23 protein-coding genes are annotated in these 25,257 nt (G+C 42.1%); 8 read left to right on the top strand and 15 right to left on the bottom strand.

The features are described 5' to 3' along the window. Positions 1-46: 46 nt before the first annotated feature. Positions 47-358 carry a hypothetical protein gene (locus RE474_RS04695; protein ID WP_309311821.1) on the bottom strand — a complete coding sequence of 104 codons (312 nt, stop codon included), beginning with the start codon at positions 356-358 and terminating at the stop codon, positions 47-49. A 417-nt stretch (positions 359-775) separates the two neighbouring features. Between RE474_RS04695 and RE474_RS04690 the strand changes: the two genes are divergently transcribed. Further along, a complete protein-coding gene (locus tag RE474_RS04690) occupies positions 776-2,347 on the top strand; it encodes a TolB-like translocation protein (protein WP_309311820.1) in 1,572 nt (523 codons plus the stop codon). A gap of 125 nt (positions 2,348-2,472) precedes the next feature. On the opposite strand, the gene RE474_RS04685 is transcribed toward RE474_RS04690, so the two are convergent. After that, positions 2,473-3,633, bottom strand: a complete 1,161-nt coding sequence (locus RE474_RS04685; protein WP_309311819.1) for a Coenzyme F420 hydrogenase/dehydrogenase, beta subunit C-terminal domain — start codon at positions 3,631-3,633, stop codon at positions 2,473-2,475. A gap of 259 nt (positions 3,634-3,892) precedes the next feature. Here RE474_RS04685 and RE474_RS04680 point away from each other — a divergent pair, with 259 nt between their 5' ends. Continuing rightward, positions 3,893-4,747, top strand: coding sequence for a ferredoxin-like domain-containing protein (locus RE474_RS04680; protein WP_309311818.1), 855 nt, complete (start codon positions 3,893-3,895; stop codon positions 4,745-4,747). A 70-nt stretch (positions 4,748-4,817) separates the two neighbouring features. Further along, positions 4,818-5,801, top strand: coding sequence for a radical SAM protein (locus RE474_RS04675; RefSeq protein ID WP_309311817.1), 984 nt, complete (start codon positions 4,818-4,820; stop codon positions 5,799-5,801). 89 nt (positions 5,802-5,890) lie between these two features. Here RE474_RS04675 and RE474_RS04670 read toward each other — a convergent pair whose 3' ends face one another. The 5 genes from RE474_RS04670 to RE474_RS04650 all read right to left on the bottom strand — a co-directional run bounded on the left by RE474_RS04670 (position 5,891) and on the right by RE474_RS04650 (position 10,764). Next, positions 5,891-6,343, bottom strand: coding sequence for a GNAT family N-acetyltransferase (locus RE474_RS04670; protein ID WP_309311816.1), 453 nt, complete (start codon positions 6,341-6,343; stop codon positions 5,891-5,893). Positions 6,344-6,397: 54 nt separating this feature from the next. Beyond that, positions 6,398-6,628, bottom strand: coding sequence for a hypothetical protein (locus RE474_RS04665; protein ID WP_309311815.1), 231 nt, complete (start codon positions 6,626-6,628; stop codon positions 6,398-6,400). A 15-nt stretch (positions 6,629-6,643) separates the two neighbouring features. After that, complete coding sequence (locus RE474_RS04660) at positions 6,644-9,412, bottom strand: heavy metal translocating P-type ATPase (RefSeq protein WP_309311814.1); 2,769 nt, start codon at positions 9,410-9,412, stop codon at positions 6,644-6,646. 38 nt (positions 9,413-9,450) lie between these two features. Next, complete coding sequence (locus RE474_RS04655) at positions 9,451-9,660, bottom strand: heavy-metal-associated domain-containing protein (protein ID WP_309311813.1); 210 nt, start codon at positions 9,658-9,660, stop codon at positions 9,451-9,453. 81 nt (positions 9,661-9,741) lie between these two features. Continuing rightward, positions 9,742-10,764: a restriction endonuclease gene (locus tag RE474_RS04650; protein WP_309311811.1), complete on the bottom strand. Its 1,023-nt coding sequence runs from the start codon at positions 10,762-10,764 to the stop codon at positions 9,742-9,744. A gap of 213 nt (positions 10,765-10,977) precedes the next feature. Here RE474_RS04650 and trxA point away from each other — a divergent pair, with 213 nt between their 5' ends. Then, positions 10,978-11,370 (top strand): thioredoxin, encoded by a 393-nt coding sequence (trxA, locus tag RE474_RS04645; protein ID WP_309311810.1) that lies wholly within the window; start codon positions 10,978-10,980, stop codon positions 11,368-11,370. A 9-nt stretch (positions 11,371-11,379) separates the two neighbouring features. After that, a complete protein-coding gene (locus tag RE474_RS04640; protein WP_309311809.1) occupies positions 11,380-12,816 on the top strand; it encodes a methanogenesis marker 14 protein in 1,437 nt (478 codons plus the stop codon). Between the two features lie 435 nt (positions 12,817-13,251). Here RE474_RS04640 and polX read toward each other — a convergent pair whose 3' ends face one another. Beyond that, complete coding sequence (gene polX / locus RE474_RS04635; protein WP_309311808.1) at positions 13,252-14,982, bottom strand: DNA polymerase/3'-5' exonuclease PolX; 1,731 nt, start codon at positions 14,980-14,982, stop codon at positions 13,252-13,254. A 14-nt stretch (positions 14,983-14,996) separates the two neighbouring features. After that, complete coding sequence (locus RE474_RS04630; RefSeq protein ID WP_309311807.1) at positions 14,997-15,665, bottom strand: DUF166 domain-containing protein; 669 nt, start codon at positions 15,663-15,665, stop codon at positions 14,997-14,999. Positions 15,666-16,003: 338 nt separating this feature from the next. On the opposite strand from RE474_RS04630, the gene tmk reads away from it, so the two are divergent. Beyond that, complete coding sequence (gene tmk / locus RE474_RS04625) at positions 16,004-16,612, top strand: dTMP kinase (RefSeq protein WP_309312204.1); 609 nt, start codon at positions 16,004-16,006, stop codon at positions 16,610-16,612. A gap of 60 nt (positions 16,613-16,672) precedes the next feature. Here the strand turns inward: tmk and RE474_RS04620 are convergent, their stop codons facing one another. After that, a complete protein-coding gene (locus RE474_RS04620; protein WP_309311806.1) occupies positions 16,673-16,909 on the bottom strand; it encodes a hypothetical protein in 237 nt (78 codons plus the stop codon). Between the two features lie 154 nt (positions 16,910-17,063). Continuing rightward, positions 17,064-17,774 (bottom strand): HisA/HisF-related TIM barrel protein, encoded by a 711-nt coding sequence (locus RE474_RS04615; RefSeq protein ID WP_309311805.1) that lies wholly within the window; start codon positions 17,772-17,774, stop codon positions 17,064-17,066. Between the two features lie 46 nt (positions 17,775-17,820). On the opposite strand from RE474_RS04615, the gene RE474_RS04610 reads away from it, so the two are divergent. Next, positions 17,821-18,519: a (5-formylfuran-3-yl)methyl phosphate synthase gene (locus tag RE474_RS04610; protein WP_309311804.1), complete on the top strand. Its 699-nt coding sequence runs from the start codon at positions 17,821-17,823 to the stop codon at positions 18,517-18,519. 106 nt (positions 18,520-18,625) lie between these two features. On the opposite strand, the gene RE474_RS04605 is transcribed toward RE474_RS04610, so the two are convergent. The 3 genes from RE474_RS04605 to RE474_RS04595 all read right to left on the bottom strand — a co-directional run bounded on the left by RE474_RS04605 (position 18,626) and on the right by RE474_RS04595 (position 19,950). Continuing rightward, on the bottom strand, positions 18,626-18,952 hold the full coding sequence (locus RE474_RS04605) for a hypothetical protein (protein WP_309311803.1): 327 nt from the start codon (positions 18,950-18,952) through the stop codon (positions 18,626-18,628). Between the two features lie 39 nt (positions 18,953-18,991). Beyond that, on the bottom strand, positions 18,992-19,306 hold the full coding sequence (locus RE474_RS04600; protein WP_309311802.1) for a thermonuclease family protein: 315 nt from the start codon (positions 19,304-19,306) through the stop codon (positions 18,992-18,994). A 185-nt stretch (positions 19,307-19,491) separates the two neighbouring features. Then, entirely contained in the window at positions 19,492-19,950 is a 459-nt protein-coding gene (locus RE474_RS04595) for a hypothetical protein (RefSeq protein ID WP_309311801.1), read from the bottom strand. A 401-nt stretch (positions 19,951-20,351) separates the two neighbouring features. On the opposite strand from RE474_RS04595, the gene RE474_RS04590 reads away from it, so the two are divergent. Next, complete coding sequence (locus RE474_RS04590; protein WP_309311800.1) at positions 20,352-22,583, top strand: CDC48 family AAA ATPase; 2,232 nt, start codon at positions 20,352-20,354, stop codon at positions 22,581-22,583. 47 nt (positions 22,584-22,630) lie between these two features. On the opposite strand, the gene RE474_RS04585 is transcribed toward RE474_RS04590, so the two are convergent. Beyond that, positions 22,631-24,772, bottom strand: coding sequence for a methyl-accepting chemotaxis protein (locus tag RE474_RS04585; protein WP_309311799.1), 2,142 nt, complete (start codon positions 24,770-24,772; stop codon positions 22,631-22,633). Positions 24,773-25,257 lie beyond the last annotated feature (485 nt).

Genomic DNA, 25,257 nt, shown 5'->3' with positions numbered 1-25,257 from the left:
TTTAATCTCTCTTTTAAGTATTGATTTCTTCACAACTATATTGAGATTATATATTTCCCTGTAGTATGGATTCCAGAGCTACAACTATAACGATTACAAAAGTAACTACCATTGCCATAATGGCTCTCTTTTCATCCTTGCCACTTAAGTTCTGGCTATTTGGATTTGCCATAAGCAGTACCCATATGGGGGGGCTTAGTGAGATTATCCAGTGGAAATACCTAGTTTCTCCATAACTTACTACTCCCATAGCATCAGCAGTTATCAGTGCAATGAATACCCAACATTCAGCAATAATAATGGCAGTTGTTGTTTTTTTACTAATAGGGGGGATTAGCGATAGACTAACTTCACTCATTAGTCAATATTTTGTAACAACAGTATAAAAAGTTGTTGCAAAATTAAAAAAGAATGTATTTCATTCATTCTGCCTGCGGTTGATGAAGTATATCTGTATCTTCTTCTGTCCCCACTTCATCTACAAAGTATCAATGTAAGTTATGTATAACATTTTAATTAGTTGGAGCTATGGCCATAATTTATATCAATTGTTACTTACGATTATTTGCTTGGAGTGTAAACGTCAATCTTGCAGTACATGCTAAACCTGTGTCATGTACCTTTGTTTCATCTATGTATGACGTTTCAATATATCGTTTCAGTCTAAATTTATCATTCGTTTCACCCATTAAACTATTTACAAATATGAAGTATAAACATGAATTTTTCCAATAGTATAAATAAATCGTCAACGTTAAGATTCAGGATTAATTTGTTGATTCTAGTCGCTCTTACCTGTATTTCTTTGCATCCGGCAGTTGCAGGTAGTAATCCGGAACAGGTAAATGCAACTATTGTAGCAGACCTCCAGCAAACAGTAGGTGAAGACTTACTCAGTCTTGTGGATACTGATGTTTATGAAGGCTATGACGAAAACACGACCCCTTATTTTAATGTAATTTGGAGTCCTGATGGTGATCAGATGTTAATCCAGACATCTGTTTTTCTTCATATGATAGGGGGAGGGGATTTTGGCAGTGCCATAGTATACGCTCTTTACATTGCAGATGCAGACGGTTCAGATTTAAAGTGCGTTGTATGGGGGGAATCAAAATCCAGTGAAGGTCTGATAATTAGATCACCTGTATGGAGCTCTTCTGGCGATTATTTTGCATATGTGGAAGAATCAACAGGAGGAATGTATCGGGTAAAATCTTCCCAGCTTGGGATAATGTCAAATGATCTTCAGCCTGTTCATAGGATTGATCAGGATCTGGACGTAAGTGGATCAATTTCTGAGATGCCTGTTAATTATAAATGGTCACCTGTAGAGGATAAAATTATTACTTTTATCCCGGGAAACTTAGTCGTTTACAATTTAGAAGACAATACTAATTTCAGTTTGGACATAGGTGATAATTATTTCAAGATTAAAGATGTTACATTATCAGGTGATGGAAGCAAACTGGTATTCTCGATGCTGGAAGATAATTATACCAAAATCCATAAAGAAATGTTTCTTGTAGATATCGAAACCAGAGATATTGACCAGATATATTCCGTAGAAGGCGCAAATTTTTATTTTGTAAAATGGAGTCCAGATAGTAAAAAACTGTCATTCACTCAAGATAGTCTTTCAGAAGGAGGTGGCACCCTTCTTTATGTTTTGTCCTTCAACGATATGGATGGGGAAAAACCTGCTATAATACCCTTATTAGATTATGGAATTATTGAAGCGTGGTATCCGGACAGTGAAAGACTTTTAGTTTCTAATGGTTCGAGTAAGATGCATGAATTGTTTGCAGTTTCAATAAATGGTGAAATTGAGAAATTGTTCAGAGTTGATTCGGATATTGATACAATGCTTAGTGAAAATGGCTGTGTTCTGGTTATCTGTCGTACCTTAGACCGGGATGTCCCATCAAGAATGTATAATCTCACTTTGCTCAGCGGGCAGGATCAGATGGAAATAGATAATGTGTACTATTACAGTCTGGAAGGTAACGATCTCATATTCGTTTCAGATTCAAAAATTTCCTATCTTAATACTGCTACGAATGAAGCATGGTCTATTCCAACACCAATAGCATACCCTGAAACAATAAGTCTGAATCCTTCAGGCTATTCCATAGCTGTTGATGGTTACATCATGGAACTTCAGGGCCTTGAAGATCAGGCAGTCACATCAATTGGAAATGACACTTACAGTTCAGTCCCTGATGGGACGGATGTTACTACTGAAATAAGCCAACAGTCAGAAACGGAGAATAATGACAGTATTGCTTCTTTTATCAATGAAAAAGTGGATGCTTTCTTTGGAGCTGTCACGGAAATTTTAGGGGCTTGAAAGCCTCTAATCTTTCTGATTAAGTATCAGTGATGAACTAAATTAAACATCACAATAACAGTATAACAAATCAATGGAAAAAAGATAAAAAAGTATTGGTATTGCAGGTAGCAATACTATGTAACTTATAATTTTTCTCTGCGGTGGATGGGATACATCTGGATCTTCTTCATCTTTGCCAGGTTGAGGGCATTCTTCATTTCCTTTTCTTCAAGCAAACGTGATGTAATATATCCATTGTCTACGGCTTCGTTGAATATCTCATATCCAATACTGGAACGTGCAAGCACTGTGGTCCATCCCTGAGGTGTGCCAACACCGCCAAATGAGATGTCTGCATTCTCAGCTGCCATATCCGTACAGTATTTACATGAACTGCTCCTGTACTGGTCAAACTCCTCAAGCGGGAAAACCCTGAGTTCATCCTGTGTCTGGAACTCGAATTTACCCTTGCGGATCTTCATAGATTCGATGTCAGCAAGATTCATTTCCCTGCTCTCAACGAACTCCTTAATTCCTTCATAGTAGAAAGTATCCATACAGAACAGACCCATTTTAAGGATATTTGCTCTCATGAAATGGTGCAGGAATCCCTGCGGACTTTTCTGCATCTTGGTTACCGCATCGATATTACAGCTTGGTCCGACAAAAGCAATGCTTCTCATGCCTTCTTTAACAGCGTCCATCAAAGCTTTCAGGGTCATACTGTGACTGTAAATACTGCCCGACCCCTCCAGAATATCCTCGTAGGTCTTTGCAACGATAGGGACAGGTTTCCATGGCTCTTCCTCTGACCTGGTGGTTACAATGGCACAGTCAATAAGTCCTGCATCCAGTGCGTAGCCAAGCATGGCGGTGACAACACCTCCATCCTGTCCTTTCAGTTCAGGAAGAGCTGACTTTGCACAGTAAGCATGACGTAACTTACCAACCAGTCCGGCTTCAGTCGTAATCGTTCTTGGACACTGGTTGTAACAAACACCACACGCTGTACACTTATCTACAAGAGTGGGTTGTTCATCCTTAATAACAATAGAATCACAGGAAGCAGCGCAGGCTCCGCAAAGAGTGCAGATTCCAGGCTTGATAATTTCCTTCCTGAGCTTTCCAAAAGAGATCTTTTCCTGTTCAGCGATAGACTTCTTCAGGCGTATGACTCTTTTTTCAACAATGTCAAATTTATCTTTGCATTCAGACGAGCAGAAACGATATTTTTTCCCTGCATAATTCACAGAATATGAGGTGTCTTCCTGCACTTTATTTTTACAGATTGGATCGATAGGCATCTTAATCTCCCAGGATCGCGGATGTCCTTAGTATAATTCGTATATCGTTCTTATGGTATAAAACTAAATTTGAATTTAATAATCATGATGGTTCGCAGCATAATGATTATTAGTTATAATTATTATTTATGAGAAAATTCAGGGCACAATGTTTTTACAAGATACGGTATATCAAGTAAACTTGTTTTTAAATCATTGAATGTGTATTCTATGGCATAATTAAGTAACTAAAATACCAACTGGAACAGAAGTGACCCAAATGGTAAAAACCAACACAAACAAAGACCTGCTCAAGGAGAAAGGCTTTCTTTCCCAGAGGCAGGAAGATTTCTTCTCAATGCGCCTTCATGCTGCGGGTGGAAATCTGACATCTGACTACCTTCGGGCAGTTGCAGATGCAGCGGACCGTTATGGCAAAGGATATGTTCACGTAACCTCACGTCAGGGAATTGAAATTCCGTTTGTCCATCTGGACAATACCGAAGCTGCCAGAAATGACATGGATTCTAAAGACATAGGACCCGGAGCTTCAGGTAAAAAAATACGTGCAGTAGTCGCCTGCCAGGGGGACAGGGTATGCAAACGCGGACTTATTGACTGTCAGGGAATATGTGAAGAAATTGATGAGCTCTATTTTGCAGAACCTGTACCATACAAATTCAAGATTGCGGTAACAGGTTGTCCTGCATCATGCCTCAAAGTCCAGGAAAATGACTTTGGTATCATGGGATTCTGCGAGCCGTTTTTCATTGAAGAGAACTGTGTGATGTGCAGGGCATGCGAGAAAGCATGCGGCTCATCTGCTATCACAATAGAGAATGGTATTCTTTATCTTAATATGAATAAGTGCGTATCCTGTGGTTCATGCATAAGTGCATGCCGCAAGGATGCCATGCAGAAACAGGTACAGGGATTTACAATATTTGTCGGTGGTAAAGTAGGCAAAAAGCCACGCATGGGTGACATGCTGCTAAGAACTGAAAATAAAGATTACGTATTTGATATCCTTGAAAAGACCCTTGAATTCTATCGGGAGGATGCCCTTGAAGGAGAACGATTGGGTGATGTCATAGATCGATGTGGCATTGATAAGTTTGGGGAAAAAGTGAAATAATCCCGGCAAAAATAACCGGTATAATCATTTATTTAGTAAAAACGACCATATTACTGATGTCGGAGAATTCATGAAACCAGAAACTAAAGCTCAACTCATCTCTGTGGGTTCTGTAAATATGGACCCCTCACTCATTCACTGGTTAACCATACCTACAGCAGGTCCTGGAGCTGGCAACGTTGCTTTCTTTTTCAATTCAGAAGGACACCGTGTCCGTCTTGCTGTGAAAAAGGAATCTCCTCTTCAGGCCGAAATGGAAGGTGAGGAACTTGTTATCAGAAAAGATGGTGTTGAGATCGCCAGAGGCAGTATTGAAGAAGAGCTTATCCACTGTCCTGATCAGGCGTTCATAACCATGTGCGAGCAATGTATCTTTGACTGTAAGTTCTGTCCGGTTCCCAAACTTAGCGGTAAGGTCAAGAGCATGGATCAGATGCTTAAGATGATAGCCGAAGCTCATGAAACTGGAAGGATGAAAGCTATTTCAATTACTTCCGGTGTGGAAATATCAGCCGAAGATGAAGTTGACAGAGCAGAGAAACTCATCCGCAGGCTCAGGGAAAAATACAACGTTCCAATCGGAGTTTCAGTCTATCCAACTGAAGATTCAACTTGCAGACTAAAATTTGCAGGTGCTACCGAACTCAAATACAATGTTGAGACAATGGACCGTAAACTCCACGCAGAATTATGTCCTGATCAGGACCTTGAATACCTGCTCAATGCTCTCAGAGAGGGCGTGAAGGTATTTGGCAAGAATAAGGTTTGTTCCAATGTCATTATCGGCCTTGGAGAATCTGATGAATCCGCAAGGAAGGGGATTGAGGAACTTGTTTCCATTGGTGTTGTTCCAATCCTCAGGGCAGCAGCCAGACATCCGCTGCGTGAGGGTGAGGTTATAATCGAAAGGCCGTCAGCAGAAAGATTACTTGATCTCAATCGTTTCCTTAAAGAGAAACTGGATGAATATGGTCTGCGTGCGGATACTTTTGAGACAATGTGCCTGCCGTGTACCGGATGTGACATAAATCCTCATATCGATCTTGAGGAATAGGTTAAATCATGATTCAGTTTTGAACTCATTTTTCAGAATGGCATAGATGCAGTCATCCTGTACAATGCCATTTTTGATAATACTATTTTTTAGGATGGCTTCACATCTGAACCCTGCTTTTCCAGTACTCTTCTTGAGTTTGCATTCCTTGCGAACGGCAGTGCACAGACTCTGATAATATCGTAATTGTCAAAGAGGTATTGAGTAAAGCACCTGACAGCCTTTGCCATTATTCCCTGTCCCCAGTATTCTTCAGCCAGATAATATCCAATTTCTACGTTCTTACGGTGAACGTTCTCCTTGAAATATGCACCAATGCTACCTATAATAACACTTTCTTTCTCAATTGCAAGGTGCAGGTAAGTGGGATCATCCTTTCTGGAATGCGAGATGAACTGTCTGGCATCTTCAATGGAATAGGGATGAGGAAATCCATCATTCAGATTTTCAGCTATCTTCATGTTGTTTGCAATAGATGCAAGCTTTTCTGCATCTTTTTCTTCCCAGTTCCTTAAAGTAAAATCATCTGCGATAATCTGCATTTCACTTTAAGTAAATGAGGCTATTCTATAAAAATAGTAATTAGTGGCCTGGTTTTATTTCATCCTTTTCTCAATGATCCCCGGCCAGACCGAAGCTGCCACTATCATGCTGAGAATAAAAACAAAGATCATACCTGCAATGATATCGACCTGACTGTACAGTGGAACATCTCTTGAGCCATTCACTGCAAAGGAGAAGACTGCAAAAATTATCACAAGTGCAAGTGAAGAAACAATGCTGGCAATGAAAGCATATTTTCCTTTATTTTCCGATACATTATCCATTGATCATCTCCTCCTTTATTTTATCCTGCTTCTTTTCATCAGCAGTGAATTGGTTGTAACCGATACAGAACTCATAGCCATGAATGCGGCAGCCAGTTCCGGAGTGATGACTATCTTACCGATGAACGGATAAAGTATTCCTGCTGCAAGAGGAATTCCGATGCTGTTGTACCCCAGGGCCCAGAAAAGGTTCTGTTTGATCTTGTTCATTGTCAGGCGACTAAGTCTGATGGAGGCCAGCACATCTCTTATATCATTCTTTATCAGGACGATCTGTGCAGATTCCATGGCAATATCAGTTCCGGCTCCCATGGCAATTCCAATGTCGGACTGTGTGAGAGCAGGTGCATCATTGATGCCATCTCCTACCATTGCAACGATTCTGCCTTCATCCTGAAGCTTTTTGATATCTGAAGCCTTGTCTCCGGGAAGAACTTCAGACAGAACTCTTTGAATTCCAAGCTGTGCTGCAATGGCATCGGCAGTTCTTCGGTTGTCACCGGTTATCATTGCAACTTCAATGTTCATTTTCTGAAGTTTCTCAACGGCTTCCTTTGAGTTTTCCTTGAGTGTATCTGCAACGGCAACCAGACCAATTGCCTGTCCGTCCATTGCAACTATCATGGCAGTCTTGCCTTCGGATTCAAGTTTTTCCATGTCAAGGTTCAACGATGAGCTGTCAATATCATTATCTTCCATGAGCTTGCGGGTTCCAAGCAATACCTTACTGCCGTCAATTGTTGCTTCAATCCCGTGTCCTGCAATAGAATTGAAATGCTCAATGTTCTTCAGGCTGAGTTGTTTGTCCTGGGCAGCTTTTACAATAGCTTCTCCAAGAGGATGTTCGGAGCCTTTCTCGGCGCTTGCTGCGATTGCAAGTATTTCGTCATTGTCGTGTCCTGAACTAAGTATTATATCTGTAAGTTCAGGCTTGCCTTTTGTCAGAGTTCCGGTTTTATCAAACACAATTGTATCAATCTTTAGTGTTGTCTCCAGGGCTTCCCCGCCTTTTATGAGAATACCATTCTCGGCTCCCTTGCCAGTTCCCACCATGATGGCTGCAGGTGTTGCGAGTCCAACAGCGCATGGGCATGAGATTACAAGCACTGTGATCGAGATTAGCAGTGAGAACAGGAACGGACTTGAGATTCCGGAGTTCATTGCAGCATTGAATCTTTCATATCCAATGAAGTACCAGAAAAAGAATGCTGCAAGTGCGATTACGTGAACTACAAGAATAAAGTGGCCTGCAACAACATCGGCAATACGCTGTATTGGTGCTTTAGAGTTCTGGGCGTTCTCCACAAGCTCGATAATTCTTGCAAGGGCTGTATCTGCACCAACATTTGTTGCCCTGAATTTAAGTGCTCCTGACTTGTTGATGGTAGAGCCGATCACCATGTCCTCAACATTTTTCTCAACAGGTATGCTCTCACCTGTTATCATGGATTCATCAATTGCAGAAGTTCCTTCAGTAACAACACCGTCAACCGGTATTTTCTCACCGGGTCTGACAAAAACGATGTCATCAACCTGTACATCCTCAACCGGAATTTCCTTCTCCTGACCTGCAACGATGATACGTGCGGTCTTTGCCTGGAGTCCTATGAGCTTCTTTATGGATTCGGATGTCCTTCCCTTTGCCCTTGCTTCAAGGTATCTGCCAAGGGTTATGAAAGTGATAAGCATTACAGCGGTGTCATAGTACACATGCTGGTAACCAGGGCCAAGGTTCAGGTAGGTAGCTGCAATACTGATTACATAAGCTGCACCCGTTCCGGTGGCAATGAGCAGGTTCATGTCAGTAACGCCATGCCTCAGGCCCTTGTAGGTACCGACAAAGAACTGTCTTCCCGGGAACACCATTACAATGGTTGCCAGCAGGAACAGCAGATTCTTGTCTGAAAAGAAATCCGGCACAAACCCGAAATACGCAGGGAACATGTTGCTCATGTTTCCGAGCATTATAGGAATAAGAATAACAATGGATGTCAGCAGATTGTTTCTCTGGCTACGTATCTCTTTTTCTCTTTCTTTTCGTTCCCTGTCTTCAGCTTCATATCTGTCAGCAGGCAGGGAAGCTGTGTATCCTATACCTTCGATGGCTTTCCTCATCTCGTCAACTGAGACAAGTGATGAATTGTACTCTACCTGTGCTCTTCCAGTAGTGATATTCACATTTACGGAACTGACACCTTTGAGTTTCTTCAGGATCTTTTCAACATTCTGCGAGCAGGACGCACACTTCATACCTCCTACTTCCAGCACGACCTTGTCCCTTACCGCATGGTAGCCAATTCCATCAATGGCTTTTTCCATATCTTCAAGACTGACTAGTGCGGGGTCATAGCTGACCGATGCTCTCTCCATTGGCAGATTTACTGAAGCCGATACAACTCCATCAAGCTTCTTCAGTGTTCTTTCCACATTCTGCGAACAGGCGGAACATTGCATTCCTGATACTTTGAAGGCAATTTCCTCGACAGAACCGGGTTCGGTTTTATTCACATCCGGTTCATCGTCCTCTATTATTATCGGACATGCGGCTTCCTCCTCTGCAACAGGAATTGAGCAGGCATCTTCTCCGACTTCATATCCTGCATCTGTGATTGCCTGTTTGATCTCTTCAATACTGACAGTATAAGGATTGAAATCAACAGATGCATTTTCCTCTTCAAGGCTGACATCTACAGAATTCACTCCTTCAAGAGCTGATATTGCATCGGTGACACGCTTATGACAGTGCATGCATGTCATGCCATAGACTTTGATATTAGCTTTCATTTGTTGAAAAGAAAAATAATAAAAGGGGTTTTCAAATATCAGGCTACAACGGTGTAACCAGCATCTGTAACCGCTGACTTGATAGCATCAAGACTTGCAACACCAGGGTCAAAGGTTACTGTGGCCTGCTTTGCTGCAAGATCGACTTTAACATCGCTGACACCTGCTACGGCTCCGATGGATTTTTCCACATTTGCCTGGCAGTGTCCGCACATCATGCCTTCAATTTTGATAACTTCTGTTGTCATGATTTCGAGCCTCCGATTGTTTGATTGTTAGTATGGATGCTAACTATATAGGTTTCACGCTTGTGAAGTCCTGGTTATTATTCAGACATTCCTCACGCATTGTTCTATCATTTCTTTCCATTCTGCAGGATTTTCAACCATCAGAAAATGTTTCTTCATGTTTCCTGAATCCTCTGAAACGATCAATTGCTCTTTTTTCAGGAATCCACCTTTTAATTCCACACCAACTATCTTTTTGTTAGGTATGTCAAGCTCTGCATTTCCTGTATTATCCATAATTACAAGACGTTTATTTGTGAGTAAAGTGAGATTTGTTCCATTTCGGGATGAATTGATGAGGTGTTCTCCTCTGACATATTCAGGACGCATGCTTTCCAGTATTTCTTCGATGACCTGCAGTTTTCTTGAACTGAGTGAGTATAATTTAAGTTTCTTGTTACCTGTTACCAGGACAATTTTACCGGGTTCGCAGTGTAGTCCTAAAAGGTCTTTGAGTTCGATACGTTCCTCGATGTCTGAACTTTTTGAGAAAAGACCGGAGCTTATCCTTTTCAAAAATATGTTTTTGTTAGTGATGGTAAGCGTGAATTTCTCGTTTCCCACCATTACAGTTTCATTTGCAAGAACCTGTTCTCCTCTTTTGAGAATTGCGCCGGTATTATTTTCTTCCTGCTTTGCTTGTGCATTGTTTTCAGATTGAAAATCTGAATCTGCACACTCATCTGGAAGATAATGGTTCAGCATCTCCACAAGCAGGTAACCGTCAATGAGCTTGAGGTTATGTTGCTCTGCTTCTTCAATGGCTTCCTTAGTAAAGGACGAACTTGTGACAATTATGACACCATCAACATGGTCACGATACCTGATGCTACTGTATTCCCTGACATCTTTTACACCAACCGGGTTGGAGTATCTTTTTGCCTGAACGTGCCATGTGTGAACCAATCCAAAATTTTCTATCCTTATAACCAGGTCAATTCCTTTGTCTCTGGAGTACTGGGTAAGTTCCGTGTGGTATCCCATCTTTGAAAATAACCGGGAGAGCAGAACCTCAAAGTCCTGCGGGTCAGTTCCAAGCAGATGTTCAACAGTCCATTTTGCCATTCTAATCCTTGATATCCTATTATTTTCTAAATATCTATCCTCTTAATGTTTATTTGTTTTGGCCTGTACTACATGGTATTGTCGAGTTATCGCACAACCATACAAAAACTTAAATGCATTGAGTATAGATAGTAGGAAGAATTAACACGTCTATATTAAATCATGTCTACAGTTAAATATCTGTAAATTGTATTATTCAAAAGGGTGAATCGAATGGATGATATAGAATCTATCAGGCAGAAAAGAATGCAGCAACTGCAAGAGTCTCTGGAAAAGAAGGACTATCCTTCAAACCCTGTAACAATAAATGATGCTTCTTTTAACGAGTTAGTGTCAAAATATCCGCTTGTTCTTGTGGATTGCTGGGCACCCTGGTGTGGTCCATGCCGCATGCTTTCCCCGGTTCTTGACGAATTGGCTGTTGAAATGCAGGGAAAGGTCGTATTCGGGAAACTGAACGTGGACGAGGAAAAAATGACTGCCATAAAGTTTGGAATCACCAGCATTCCTGCAATGCTGATCTTCAAAAACGGGGAGTTTGTCGATAAACTTATAGGTGCTGTCCCTAAACAAACTATCATCCAGAAACTTCAGCCTTACATCTGAGGGATATAAATGTCACATAAACCAAGAATTGCAGAAAGCCCTTCAGTCCGTTTACTTGACTTAAAGGACAAATCAAAATCATATTTTATTGTAGCCTCGGTAGAAGTTGGTAACACTACCACTAAATGTATCCTTACCGCAACTAACCTTGAAGACGGAAAGACCAGACTTGTTAAGAAAACAGTTAGTATGACAAGGGATGTACGCCCTCCAAAACCCGGAGAAGAGGTTTTTGGAAAAACACTTAACGGTGTAGAGCTGACAAGGGAGTCTGTGGGCGAACTTGTAAAGGATACTCTTCTGGGTGCTGTGAAAGAGGCAAATCTTGACATAAAGACTGACGTTCATTTTGTAGTCCGTTCAACTGGTGTTGTAGCGGGTTTTGATTCACCTGATGAGGTTGGAGAATTCATCAAGGCATTGGCAGACGGGTGTCTTCAGGCAGGTGTTCCACCAAACAGAATGACACCTCCAATGGCCATCTCAAATATCCCTGATAGGTTCCAGAAATATTCCAAGCTTGAGAAGGTCATATTTGACGGTGCGGTGGCAAGTGTAACTCCTCCTGTCGGTGCGACAGGTGTTGAGATCGTTGCTAACGAGATGGAAGGTGAGCTTGCAACAGCCGGTATCAAGGAAGGTGCAAAGTGGGTGGATGTTGATTTCCGCAACCCCTGTCTGTCAATGGACTTTGGTACAACCCTTGACGGCAGGATAATCAGTCCGGATCTCCCCTATGCAAAGACAATAGGAAATTTCTGTGGTTATGCAGGTGCAATTCCTGATACCATCATTAAAGGAACAGGAATGGTTGATTCCAAAAAAGGTACTGCTCTTGACATTTTCGATGGCAAATCCCTTGATGGTATTGCACTGAAACTGAAAAGCAAGGTCATAAACGAGTATGCTGAGAAGATATTGAGTTACATTATCATTGAAAAAGTTCCAAAGGGACGTACAAGATATGGTAGTGTGCCTGTAAATTCTGAAGCTGCAGATGCTATTAATGTTGTTCTGATAGGGTGTGATGTCGGTGAGAATGGTACAGATCTTGATAAGCTTGCACAGCTTGGTGCTGAGATATACGAAAAGCACAATGTGAAAGTTCTGTTCGCTGTTATCGATGAAGTAATGGCGCGTGTTGTCCAGCGTCTTGTAAAGGTTGCACAGGATGAAGGTCTTGTCTTTGAGGACAGCGCGATAGGCATCACTGGAAGAGCAGGTATCACCGGAAACAAGCCAAAGCTGGTGCTAAAATATCTTCACGAGCTTGGAATAAATCACAATATAGAAGAACACGTGGTATTCGTAGACGATGGTCTTGCACGTGGTGCGGCTGTAATGGCAAGATGCATGAATTCCCTTGGAACGACCTTTAATCCTCTGGGTGGTCACAGGGGAGGAAAATGTATCCTTGCACAGCGTATTAAATTACAGAATAAGTAAGAATCAGAATAAGATGAATTGGCAGGTATTCCTGCCAGTTAATATTTTACATTTACTTTTAAAGCGGGTTATAAAACAGCTATGTGCCTAAACTCTTCTCTTCTGCTGCCTTTTTACTTCTTTCTGGAACTCGATCTCATGCTTTTTCATAGATCTGTCATGCCTGTTGGGTTTTGTACCTTTCAAAATAGCACCTCATAAGCGATCACAAATGATTCGTTTAACTACCGGCGAAGCATAAAGCTCGGAAAACTAAAAATAGCCTGCAAACCTGTACTTTTTAGTAAATCTACCCCTGTCATGTATTTATCAAAAAGAGATTTGTACAACAGGAATTTATATTTTTTGTTTTTTTCCGTAAGAAAAACAGGGTCAATGCAAATTATATATTTATTTCATGATTTATTTGTAATAAATTGCATTTTAAATCTCAAATCATTCTTTAGGAATATCCAGTCTGGAACAAATTTGTTTAAGGCTCATTGTGTTCAGGACATCATCAGGTTCAAGCCATGCTCTTCTGGCCATATTGATCCCAAATTCAACGTTATCCAGATGATCAATTGTATGAGTGTCCGTGTTTATAGCGAGCATTACTCCATGTTCCTTTGCACGTTTTGCATTAATGTCGTTGAGGTCAAGTCTCCAGGGGGATGAGTTGATCTCAAGCACTTTTTCATTGTCCTTTGCAGCCTGAATAACAGTTTCCATATCCATATCATAAGGTGGCCGTTTTCCGAATTTCCTTCCGGTTGGATGTGCCATGATGTCAACATGCTCGTTCTCAAGGGCAGAGACTATTCTTTTAGTCATTTTCTTCCTGTCCTGGTCAAGCCCTGCATGGACTGCAACAACCACAATATCAAGTTGCTCCAGCAGGTCGTTACTATAATCCAGCTTGCCGTCAGCCTTAATATCACACTCGGTTCCGGAAAGGATCCTTATCTCATCATACTTCTCGTTGAGCTTGTCAATGGCATCGATATGTTCCAGTAATCTCTTATCCGACAGGCCGTTGGCCACACCAGTTGAGTGTGAATGGTCGGTGATTGCGATGTACTCATATCCTCTCAAAATAGCAGCCTCTGCAAGCTCTTCCATGGTGTTGGCGCCGTCGCTCCAGTTAGAGTGTACATGGAAGTCACCTTTGATATCCTTTCTTTCGATTAGCTTTGGAAGTTTTCCTCTAAGACTGGCTTCGACCTCACCTCTGTCCTCACGGAGTTCAGGTGACAGATATTCAAGTCCAAGATTCTTATACAAGTCATCTTCACTGCTGAATTTTGTGAGTTTACCTGTGCTCTCGTCAGTCATTCCATATTCATTCAGGCTGTATCCTTTTGAGAGTGCAAGCTTTCGAAGGTGAATGTTATGTTCCTTTGAACCTGTAAAATGTTGCAGCATGGAACCATAGGAATCCCTGCTTACAATCCGAAGGTCAACATGGAAATTTCCGGGATAGATAATGGCTGCTTTAGTTGTTCCTGATTCCAGTATCTCTTCCACTTTTTCCATTCCGGTAAAACAGCTGATTGCTTTCTCCGGTTCTTCGGAGATTGCTATAAGGTCAATGTCACCAACGGTATCCTGTTTTCTTCGCAGGCTTCCGGCAACTGCCACTTTTTCAATATCACTGCTTTGTTTAAGGTTATCTGTAATTTCCCTGGCAATGTCCTTTGCCAGCACATAAGGATGTCTCCCGTGGTCTTTATCTTCTTTTTGTCTTGCAATGGAACGTAGTATTTTGTCTTCCTGCTTCTCTCCCATGCGTGGAAGTCTTCGTATTCTGTGTTCCCTTGCAGCCCTGCTGAGCTCATCAACGGTCTGCACACCAAGTTTCTCATAGAACAGTCTTGCAGTTTTAGGGCCTATTCCGGGGACATTCATTATTTCAATGATTCCTGCGGGGATTTCATCCATTGTTCTCTCATAAGCTTCAAAAGTTCCTGTTTCAAACATTTCCACGATCTTGCTTTTGAGGATTTTTCCAATTCCGGGAATATCTTCTATGCTCCCTTCTTTATGAAGTACCTGAAGTTCCTCGTCAAGTCCTTTGATCGTGCGTGCTGCATTTGTGTAGGCCCGTGTCTTGAACTGGCTTTCGCCTTTGAATTCAAGCATTTGTGCCATATGGTTGAACTTCTCAGCTATCCGGATGTTGTCCATGTTATCCCGTTGGATCAGTTTTCCTTCTTTCTTTTGATGGCATCTTCCACGGCTTTTTTGTGAATGTCGCCGGATTCGTGGATGCCGCCCGGTCCCCCTCTTACAGCCCTGCATGGGTATTGCTGTATAAGGAGTCCGGCTTTTGCAGGTGCATCTTCCACTTTTGTTCCCACAAGATCTTTTGCCATGTGCCATGTGCTTCCACACGGTGCCCCGCATAATACTTTGACCGAACTGATTATACCTTTATCGATGTCAACTTCCAGTTCGGGTATTGACAGGTATTTACAGAATTCTTCGGTTTCAGGTTTACCTTCAAGGGTGCAGCAAATGTCTTCCACTTCGATGACCATTCCGTATTTTTTTGCTATTTCCTGGAGTTCCACAACAGGAGCCTTGGAAGCACCTCCGGGAATTATCAGGGCTTTGACACCTGCTTTTCCTGCCATGTGTGCTATTGCAACTGTAAGGTCGGGGTGCAGGGAGTAAGTTATCACGATATTGGAATCAAATATCGAAGTATCTATGTTGAGTCCTTCCAGGAATTCCTCTGGCTCGTCTATGAAATCAGGCAATAGTTCCGGAACTGCTGTTTGAACGACTTCAAGGTCAGTTTTTGAGAGGATAGTCTCAATGAGCCTGTTTCCGTATTTTCCTCTGGTGATAACTCCGATGGTGGTCATTTTTCTCTCTAAAAAGGTTACTTCCTTTGCATATATGCCTGCCGGATATGCAGTGTTTGATAGTTTCGGAAAGACCGGCGTATTTATTGTACCGATTAGTATATTAATTATGATTATTCATATTCCTATGAGGTTTTGATCATGGACGAATACGACCCCAATAAAGTTTATTTCAGATGCAACGCTTGCGACTTCTTATTTATGGAAGATCCTTCTTTGTTTCCAGTAAGGTGTCTACAGTGTAGTAGTGAGGATGTTTCAAGGACCTGAACTTAAGTTCTGTTTGTCCTCTGGAACAAATTCTAAATAGTATTCCTTTGCTTTCATTGTTGATGTCAATGAAAGGTAAACTCATTACTCTGGAAGGTATCGACGGTTCCGGCAAGTCCACTATAACAGAGCGTCTGCGCTCAAATCCTGATTTTAAGGATTTTGTTTTCACAAGGGAGCCAACCACCGGCTGGATCGGTGATGCTGTAAACCGTGCCATTCATTCGGATACTGATGACCTTGCAGAGCTTTTGCTTTTCACCGCAGACCATGCGGAACACATTTCTAAACTAATCCTTCCTGCACTTGAAAGTGGCCAGAATGTTATCTCTGACAGGTATTCAGGAAGCAGGTATGCATATCAGGCCGTGACTCTTAAAGGCAAGTTCCCGGAACCAATGGAATGGATACAGCAAATACACCGCGGATGGACGGTTGACCCTGACCTTACAGTTCTTTTTGATATTGACCCGAAGATATCAGTGGAGAGGTGTGGCAACCGTGGTGAGCAGACCAAATTCGAGAAGATAGATTTCCTTGAGGAAGTGAGGGCAAATTATCTGAAACTTGCAGAAGCACATCCGGAGAGGTTTGTTATTATCAATACTGACAGGCCGGTCGATGAGATTGAGAAAGATGTTCTGGAAGCTATATTCTCTCTGGTTGGAACTAGATAGAAATTAGTTCTGGTAAATTAGAAAATAGTTAAATGAAGTAAAAAAGGAGTAACCGTTCGGTTACTCAAGTCCGTTCTCATCGGCGAATTTGATGAGTGCCTCTCCAAGTACGCGTGTGTATTTTGGATTGAGGTTGAAACGTGACTTTTTCTGTCCGCCTCTTTCCTTTGCGATCTCTATGTATTCGTTCTCGTATCTCTCGCTTGTTGCAAGCGTGATGGTCAGGAACCAGCCTGCTCCCATCTTGATCTCTCCATAGTTCTCGCCTATATCTACTATTTCTTCGTTGTCTGCCATGATAACACCGATAATTAAAATTTAAATTGGAATTTAAATCTGAATTCAATAATGCAAATTGAACTTTATTTCAGATTATTTTTATTGGTATATAATATTACTCTGAAATTTCCGTAAAAGGTGAGTTGGGTTGCAGTATTTCATTTACTGTGATTCACTGCCTGACCATGTCCAGTGGTATTGAGCCGTTATGCAGGGCTGTTGCCACAAGTGCGCCCTTTATCCCGATATTTTCCAGGGTCTTGATGTCTTCCACGTTGCTTACACCGCCACCCAGAAGCACATTGTGCCTTGAGATTGAAACTATCTTACTTAAGAATTGTGAATCCACGCCGCTTGCGGTTCCTACTCTGTCAAGGTCGAGGATTATGATATCTGCAAGGTCGTAGTCGTTGAGGATTTCCACGATCTTAAATGGGTCATCGGGCATATTCGGGTCGTTGGTGAGTATCTTGCCATGCTTTTTGTCGATACTGACGCTGATCCTTCCGGGGTACAGGGAACTTGCCTCTTTTATTGTTTCAAGTGAGGCAGTCTCGGTTCCGAGGATGACGGTCTGTACTATTTCCATTACATCCTCTGTTTCTGAGACTGAGGTCACACCGGGGTCGAGCATTACTTTTGCATACTCTGAGACTGCCTGTATGACATCGAAGTTCTTTTCCCTCTTGCCGATCCTCTCAAGCAGGTTGAGGTCTGCGATGTAGACCTCTGCTGGTTTTGCGGTCTCTACTATCTGTTTTGCATCGGATGTGTTGCATATGTGACTTGAAAAGTGAATGGGCTTGTATTCACTACGAGTACCGCCCTGTGCATGGACTATTGTCTGGTTGAATATATCAAGAACGAAGATGATACGAAACATATATAATTGATACATCTGTCATGCTATAAAAAAAGAGGTTAAAATTATGAAATTACTCATCAGTCCGATCAACCCTGAAGAGGCAATTGCAGCATATGAAGGTGGTGCTGACATTGTTGACGTGAAGAATCCTAAAGAAGGTTCACTTGGTGCAAACTTCCCATGGATCATTAGCTCTGTAAAGGAGTCTATCAATGCCGGTAAACCTATCAGTGCAACGATCGGCGACTTTAATTTCAAGCCTGGTACTGCATCTCTCGCTGCTCTTGGTGCGGCAGTTGCCGGTGCAGATTATATCAAGGTCGGTTTGTATGATGTTCAGACCGAAGAACAGGCCCTTGAAATGCTTACTAACATCACCAAGGCAGTGAAAAACTACGACTCTTCAAAGAAGGTTGTCGCATCAGGTTACTCTGATTACGAGCGTATCAATTCAATCAACCCTCATCTCCTCCCTGCAATCGGTGCAAAGGCAGGTGTTGATGTTGTGATGGTCGATACAGGTATCAAGGACGGACGCTCAACCTTTGAGTTCATGGACGAGGAAGAGCTTACAAAGTTCACAAGTGCTATCCGCGCAGTCGGTCTTGAGTCCGCTCTTGCAGGAACCCTCAAGTTCGAGGACCTCCCAATGCTCAAACGCATCCAGCCTGACATCATCGGTGTTCGCGGCATGGTATGCGGCGGCGACAGGACTTCCTGCATCAAGGCAGAACTTGTCGAGAAACTTAGAAACGAGATGTAACTTCGGTTACTTCTTCTCTATTTTTAATTTTTGTTACTTGATTTTTTACATCGGATATGGTTGCCCACAATAAAATGTTTTAAAAACAAAAAATAAAATGATGAACTCAATTCTTTCGAGTTCCCATTCCCAAATATACTGTAAGAACTATTGAGATGACAAGTGCTGCAATAGAACTTACTTTGTCCAAAAAATCTATTGTGGGAAATGTTACATAAAAAAAGGCTAAGTCTCCAAGAGTTCCTGTTATTAGCGGAATTTCCCATTTTACATATCTACCAGTTGATTGGTCTCTAAACCGGTTACTGGCAGTATCAAATACTGCCCCGCCAAATCCAAAAATGATGTATGACGCAATTGTCAATAAAAACCAATCAAAAATACCAATTTGGTAGCCTAAGCTTTCTGCCATTATTTCAAGAGGATTTAACATGATGATGTCTCCTTATTTGTGTAATAATGCACGGTTTGATTACCTGCCTTTTGATCTATATCCTTTTTTGCGCATTCGATCGTTTATGGATCCATCACCATTTTTTACTTCCGCAACAAGTCTATCTCGATCGATGTGGACGCCTTTAAATTTTATTTTTCGTCCATGTCTACCAATCATGCCTGATAATGTTCTTTTTGCTTTCATTCCACCATATTGGTGTAATTCATGTGCTCTAACGTTGGACAAACGTATTTTGATACCAACATTAAGCAAGAATGTATCACCATCTATATATCTAACTACGGTAGCAGAATGCCATTTTCTATCTAAATAAAGTTTCAAATTATTCAAGTTAATCACTCTGTTAATCAATTGTTTGTATGCCTACAGCTAAATTATTAGCTATACCAAAAGTTCTATAAATCTGCAAACCGTAGTATCTCTTGCACACGATTACGGAGCAGTGCCTTTTGGTGTTGTTCCTTAATCTCTGGTTACATCTTTTTAGTCCTCCTATTATGTAGCTAAATACATAATTACGAATCTATTTGAGTAGTAGAAAACTCGTAAATGGTAACAGGTCTTTGACCTTCAACGCGTCTTTTATTTGGAGTTATCCATGTTCCTTGGTATTTTTTCTCGATTGCATCACGAGCATTTCGGGTTATTCCTGCAAATGTCTGGTACAATTTCTGGTGGGCCCCTCTTGATTTTATTATTCGTCCCAAAAAATGTGTTTGCAGCTCGATGCTATCATGTTTATAATCTGGTTTTGTTAATATGTAGTTAGTTACTTCTTCTACGCTTGGTAAGTCATTAAGATTTGAGGTTTTTTTGTTTTCTGTAGTGTAATTGGAAGTTGGAGCCATTATTTTCAATCGAATTGACACTCCGTCTTCATTCTGATTGATTTCTGAAATCTGCATCTGGGATGGATCCCAGTTAATTTCTCCTTTCTCTAAGTTATAGGTTAATGTGTTGCTAGATGGAGTCATATGCATCCCTCTTTTTAGGTATATGGGTAATATGTAATTAATGGTATTTATACTTGTATGCAATGCTTCATTTGCTTTATACACATTACTATTGCATCTTTTAACATGTCTATTGATGCTGTTTAAATCATCTTGCTTTGGGTGGGATGATTTCTCTCTGTCTGTTTATTTCCGTTCCGTATATCCTGACAGATATCATTTGTCATACCGTCTTCACATATAATGTTCTTTGCAGTGTTGTTCGTGCAAAAATCCTTGTGGACATTATTTCCTGCTTTTTTAATCGTCCCACTCTTCCCTCCACCAAAAACCCCAGAAACGTTAAATCATACTTCTGCTGAATATATTATTGATGACGACCGTCGATACCGTATTCAAAAACAGTCATGTGGTGATATGGCTTGACAGATGAAATAACTGTAAAAGTAGGTCAGGCTTATCCAAGGGATGCAGGCAGGGGAATTGCCAGGCTCGATAAGACTCTCATGCAACAGATCGGTGCCATAAGCGGCGATATAATTGAGATCAAGAGCAAGGAGAAATGCTACGCAATAGTCTGGCCGGGTTATCTTGAAGATGCAGGCAAGGACATAGTACGCATAGACGGTAACCTGCGTAATAACGCCAAAGTAGGTATCGATGACTCAGTTACACTCAAAAAAGTGCAGGTCGTGGAAGCAGAAGCTATCACCCTTGCACCGACAAGGGAAACTCACCTTGTAGGAGGAGCACGTTTCATACTCAGGATACTGGAAGGTCGTCCCGTTGCAAAAGGACAGAACATCCGTGTCGAGACAGTGAACAACCCAATTTCTTTTGTTGTACTCTCCACCAAACCATCAGGCCCGGTGGTAGTGACCCGCAACACCCAGATAAACCTGCGTGAGAAAGCCGCCATAGCAGAATCAGCCGCAGGTTCTGTCACGTATGAGGACATCGGAGGTCTGCAACGTGAGCTTGGACTCGTGCGTGAGATGATAGAACTCCCGCTCAAGCACCCGGAACTATTCAACAAGCTCGGCGTCGACCCTCCAAAAGGAGTCTTGCTTTTTGGTCCACCGGGAACTGGAAAGACCATGATCGCAAGGGCAGTTGCCAGCGAGACCGATGCAAATTTCATCTCCGTAAGCGGACCTGAGATAGTTTCCAAATACTACGGTGAAAGCGAGCAGAAGCTCCGTGAAATATTCGAGGAAGCCCAGCGCAACGCTCCAACCATTATTTTCGTAGATGAGATAGATTCCATCGCTCCAAAACGAGATGAAGTAGTCGGGGAAATGGAACGCAGGATAGTCGCTCAGCTGCTTTCACTCATGGACGGACTTGCATCCAGAGGCAAGGTCATAGTCATAGCCGCCACCAACCGTCCCAATTCCATTGATGAAGCCCTGCGCCGTGGAGGAAGGTTTGACCGTGAGATAGAGGTAGGAATTCCTGATGCAGACGGAAGGCTGCAGATCCTCTACGTTCACACAAGGGGGATGCCTCTTGAAAAAGACCTTGAGCTAAAGGAAATAGCCGCAGTAACTCACGGTTTTGTAGGTGCTGACCTTTCCTCCCTGTGTAAAGAGGCTGCAATGCACGCCCTCAGGAGACTGCTCCCTGAACTTAAGATCGATGATGTTGAAGACGAAATTCCGCCGGAGTTCATGGAAAAGCTTGAAGTCACCAGAAGGGACTTCGATGAAGCTCTGAAGAACATCGAGCCTTCAGCCATGCGTGAGGTTTTCGTGGAAGTCCCTCATGTGAAATGGGATGACATCGGCGGCCTTGAAGGAGCAAAACAGGAACTTGCAGAAGCTGTAGAATGGCCTCTGAAATATCCTGCCCTCTTTGAGACCGTAAATACCAAACCACCAAGAGGAATAATGCTCTTTGGTCCTCCGGGTACCGGAAAGACCATGCTCGCAAAGGCTGTTGCTACAGAAAGTGAGGCAAACTTCATCAGTATCAAAGGACCGGAACTGCTGAGCCGCTACGTTGGAGAATCCGAGCGGGCAGTTCGTGAGACTTTCCGTAAGGCAAGGCAGGCTGCACCAACAATAATATTCTTCGATGAAATCGATTCAATGGCATCAGAACGTGGATCAAGTATCGATGCCCACACAACCGAGCGTGTTGTAAGCCAGATTCTCACCGAGATAGATGGAGTCGAAGAACTTAAAGACGTAGTGATAGTCGCAGCCACCAACCGCCCTGATATTGTAGACCCTGCGCTTCTGCGCCCGGGAAGATTCGACCGCCTGATATACGTCCGTCCTCCTGATAAACAGGGGCGTGAAAAGATATTCAATATCCACCTTGCCGACAAGCCGCTTGCAGAAGACGTAGACGTTGATGAACTTGCAGAGATGACCGAAGGTTACGTTGGTGCTGATATCGAATCCATCTGCCGTGAAGCTTCAATGCTGGCCCTGCGTGAAGTAATAACTCCGGGTATCAGTCAGGAAGAAGCCCTGAAAAAAGCAGAAGGCATAACGATAACTTATGACCACTTCCTCAAAGCCAAAAGCCGCGTGAAACCAACAACATCCCGCAGTGTTATGAATTTCTATGAGCAGGCTGCCGAATCATTTGCAATGTATGCGGCAAACGAGGAAGAGCAGGATATTGATGAAAGGGCGTATCAGTAAGAAAAGAAGTCAAACAAAATAATAAAAAGAAAAACAAAAAGGGACGATCATAGTCCCTTCTTATTTCCTTCTAATTTTGGTGCACTCCTCGGTGCATTCTCATGCATAACATGTTCTTCGCTGGCAAGTACGAACTTGCTGACCATTTCCTGCATTGAAACTGCCATTCCTGCAAGCTCCTGTGAGCTCTGCGCCAGTTCATGCATGGAAGCATTCTGCTGTTCCACAGATGCGGAAGTCTGCTCGGTTCCTGCTGCTGTCTCTTGAGATATGGATGTAACATCCTCGATAGACGCAGTGATCTCTTCAATGCTGGCAGACTGCTCCTGTGCAGCAGCAGCAATATTCTGGACCATTTCAGAAACCTTGATGGAACCCTCAACAATTTCCCTCATGGCGTTGACAGTTTCATTAAGTGCAGTCACACCTTCATGTACTGTAGTATTTCCTCTCTCAACTGAATCAACCACGACATTAGTCTCGAGCTGGATCTCATTGATAAGGTCGGATATCTGGCTTGCCGCCTTTCCGGATTCTTCTGCAAGCTTACGAACTTCATCAGCCACAACAGCAAAACCTCTTCCGTGTTCTCCTGCCCTTGCCGCCTCAATAGCAGCATTAAGAGCAAGCAGGTTTGTCTGGTCTGCGATATTGGTAATGAGACTGACGATCTCACCTATCATCTTGGATTTTGATTCAAGTTCCTTGATAGCATCAACAGATTCCATTGAACTTTTCTGGATCTCCTGCATCTGTTTCACCAGTTCCTCAGACCTGTTGCCAACACCCTTTGTCTTTTCACTTGATTCCAGGGCGATCTCTGCAGACATCTGTGCACTTGTAGCAATATCCTGAACGCTGAGTGACATATCGCTCATTGCACGGGCAATGTCATCGGCCTTTGCAGACTGTTCATTTGCTCCAAAAGCAATTTCCCCGACCGTCCTTGAGACCTCCTCTGATGTTGCAGTAACTTCCTCTATTGCAGCAGACATCTGTTCTGATGTACTTGCAATCACATTCGAGTTCCTGCTGATATCGGTAATAATATTGCTAAGTGAACCCAATATATGATTCAGACCTTTCGGGATTGCCTCAAAATCGATTCCAATATCGGTTTCAGCCCTGCGATCAAGTTTACCATCAAGAGCCTCAGTTGAGATCTTTTCGAAATCAACGACAATCTCTTTAATTGGTTTGGTAATCGATTGGGCTATAAGATAAGCAATTCCTGCCATTGCGATAATACCAATAATGGAAATAATGATCAGCTGATTTCTAAGTTCCATTGCGCCTGCGAACATCTCTTCTTTGGGCACAGTCAGTACAAATGCATAATCAGCGGTTTTAACCGGGCTGTATACCATTACAACATCTTTTCCGGTTGTGGGGTCAGTGACCTCTATATGTCCGCTGACTCCTTTTCCGATATCTTCTGCCATTTTATCGATCTGCGGGTCATTGAGATCCGCAAGGGTCTTGGTACCTATCCAGTTTTTTTCAGTTGGATGTGACATAAACAAACCTGTGTTACTGACCATGAATGCATAGCCAGTATCAAAAATGCTGACCTTTGAAACCTCGTCATCGATATAATTAAGAGAAACGTCAACACCGGCAATACCTACGAAATCTCCGTTTTTTATAATCGGAGAAACGTAGCTGATCATCATGACTCCGTTATACATGAAAGGTTCAAGTATAACATCCTGTTTCAGGGTTTTAGGGAGCTGGTAATAATCATCTGTTTCGTAACCTGCAAGCGGATCAAGAGCAACAGAACCACCGATTCTGCTCCAGTATGGAATAAATCTCCCGGTAGAGTCATGTCCCTGACTGTTTACATAGTCCGAATCCTTTCCATCAAAAGCGTTGGCTTCGTATGCAACATATGTGCCTAAAAGCCCCTGATTTTCTCCAAGCAGGCTCTTTAGGATGGAATTTACTTCATCCCTGCTGCCCGTATCATAATTTTCCATGGTTGTAGCCATGGTTTGAGCCATCATCTGATTTGATCTCATATCACTGTCGTATTGATATGCATAGCTCTTGGCAACGCTTTCAGCCTCTGACAAGGCCATGGTTGTTTCCTGTTCCGTGACCTTTTGAACGGTCACATAGGTGCTTATGGCCATCAGTATAATAATACTGGTAACGATGTATAAGAGAAGTCTATTTCTTATATTCATTTTTTTAAAATCCATATTTATTCCTTTGTTTACCTTTTTAGAACAGTGCAACACCGTCACACAAAGTATAAATAGTGAATTTTAAATATATAAATTATGCTATATTTTTTGATTGTATTGTGTGTGCCAACCGGTTCGCTTTTATATGCCCTCTAAGTTCCAATGACCGATACATATATATCATAGTACTTCAGGTTTAATTTTGTTTAATTGATTTGTTGTTGAAGTATTTTTGAGTAAATCCGATTATTCAATATTTACAAATCTTATTTTTTGAACAAATAACTTTGACTATATGGCATCTGCACAGCAGTTTACGGAACATTCGCAGGTTCTTACACTAGGAGCAGCAAAACTCAGGCGTCATTAAACCTGTAAAAAAGTATAATAAAATACAGCATTATTGCCATGATGTATCATCTTTTAAATTTATGAACAGATTTCAATTTCATTTTTGAATCTTTTATTATTGAGATTCTCAATAT

It is taken from the genome of Methanolobus sediminis, from assembly GCF_031312595.1.
GTDB classification, from domain to species: Archaea; Halobacteriota; Methanosarcinia; order Methanosarcinales; family Methanosarcinaceae; genus Methanolobus; species Methanolobus sediminis.
This window is presented reverse-complemented; position numbering and strand designations above follow the sequence as displayed.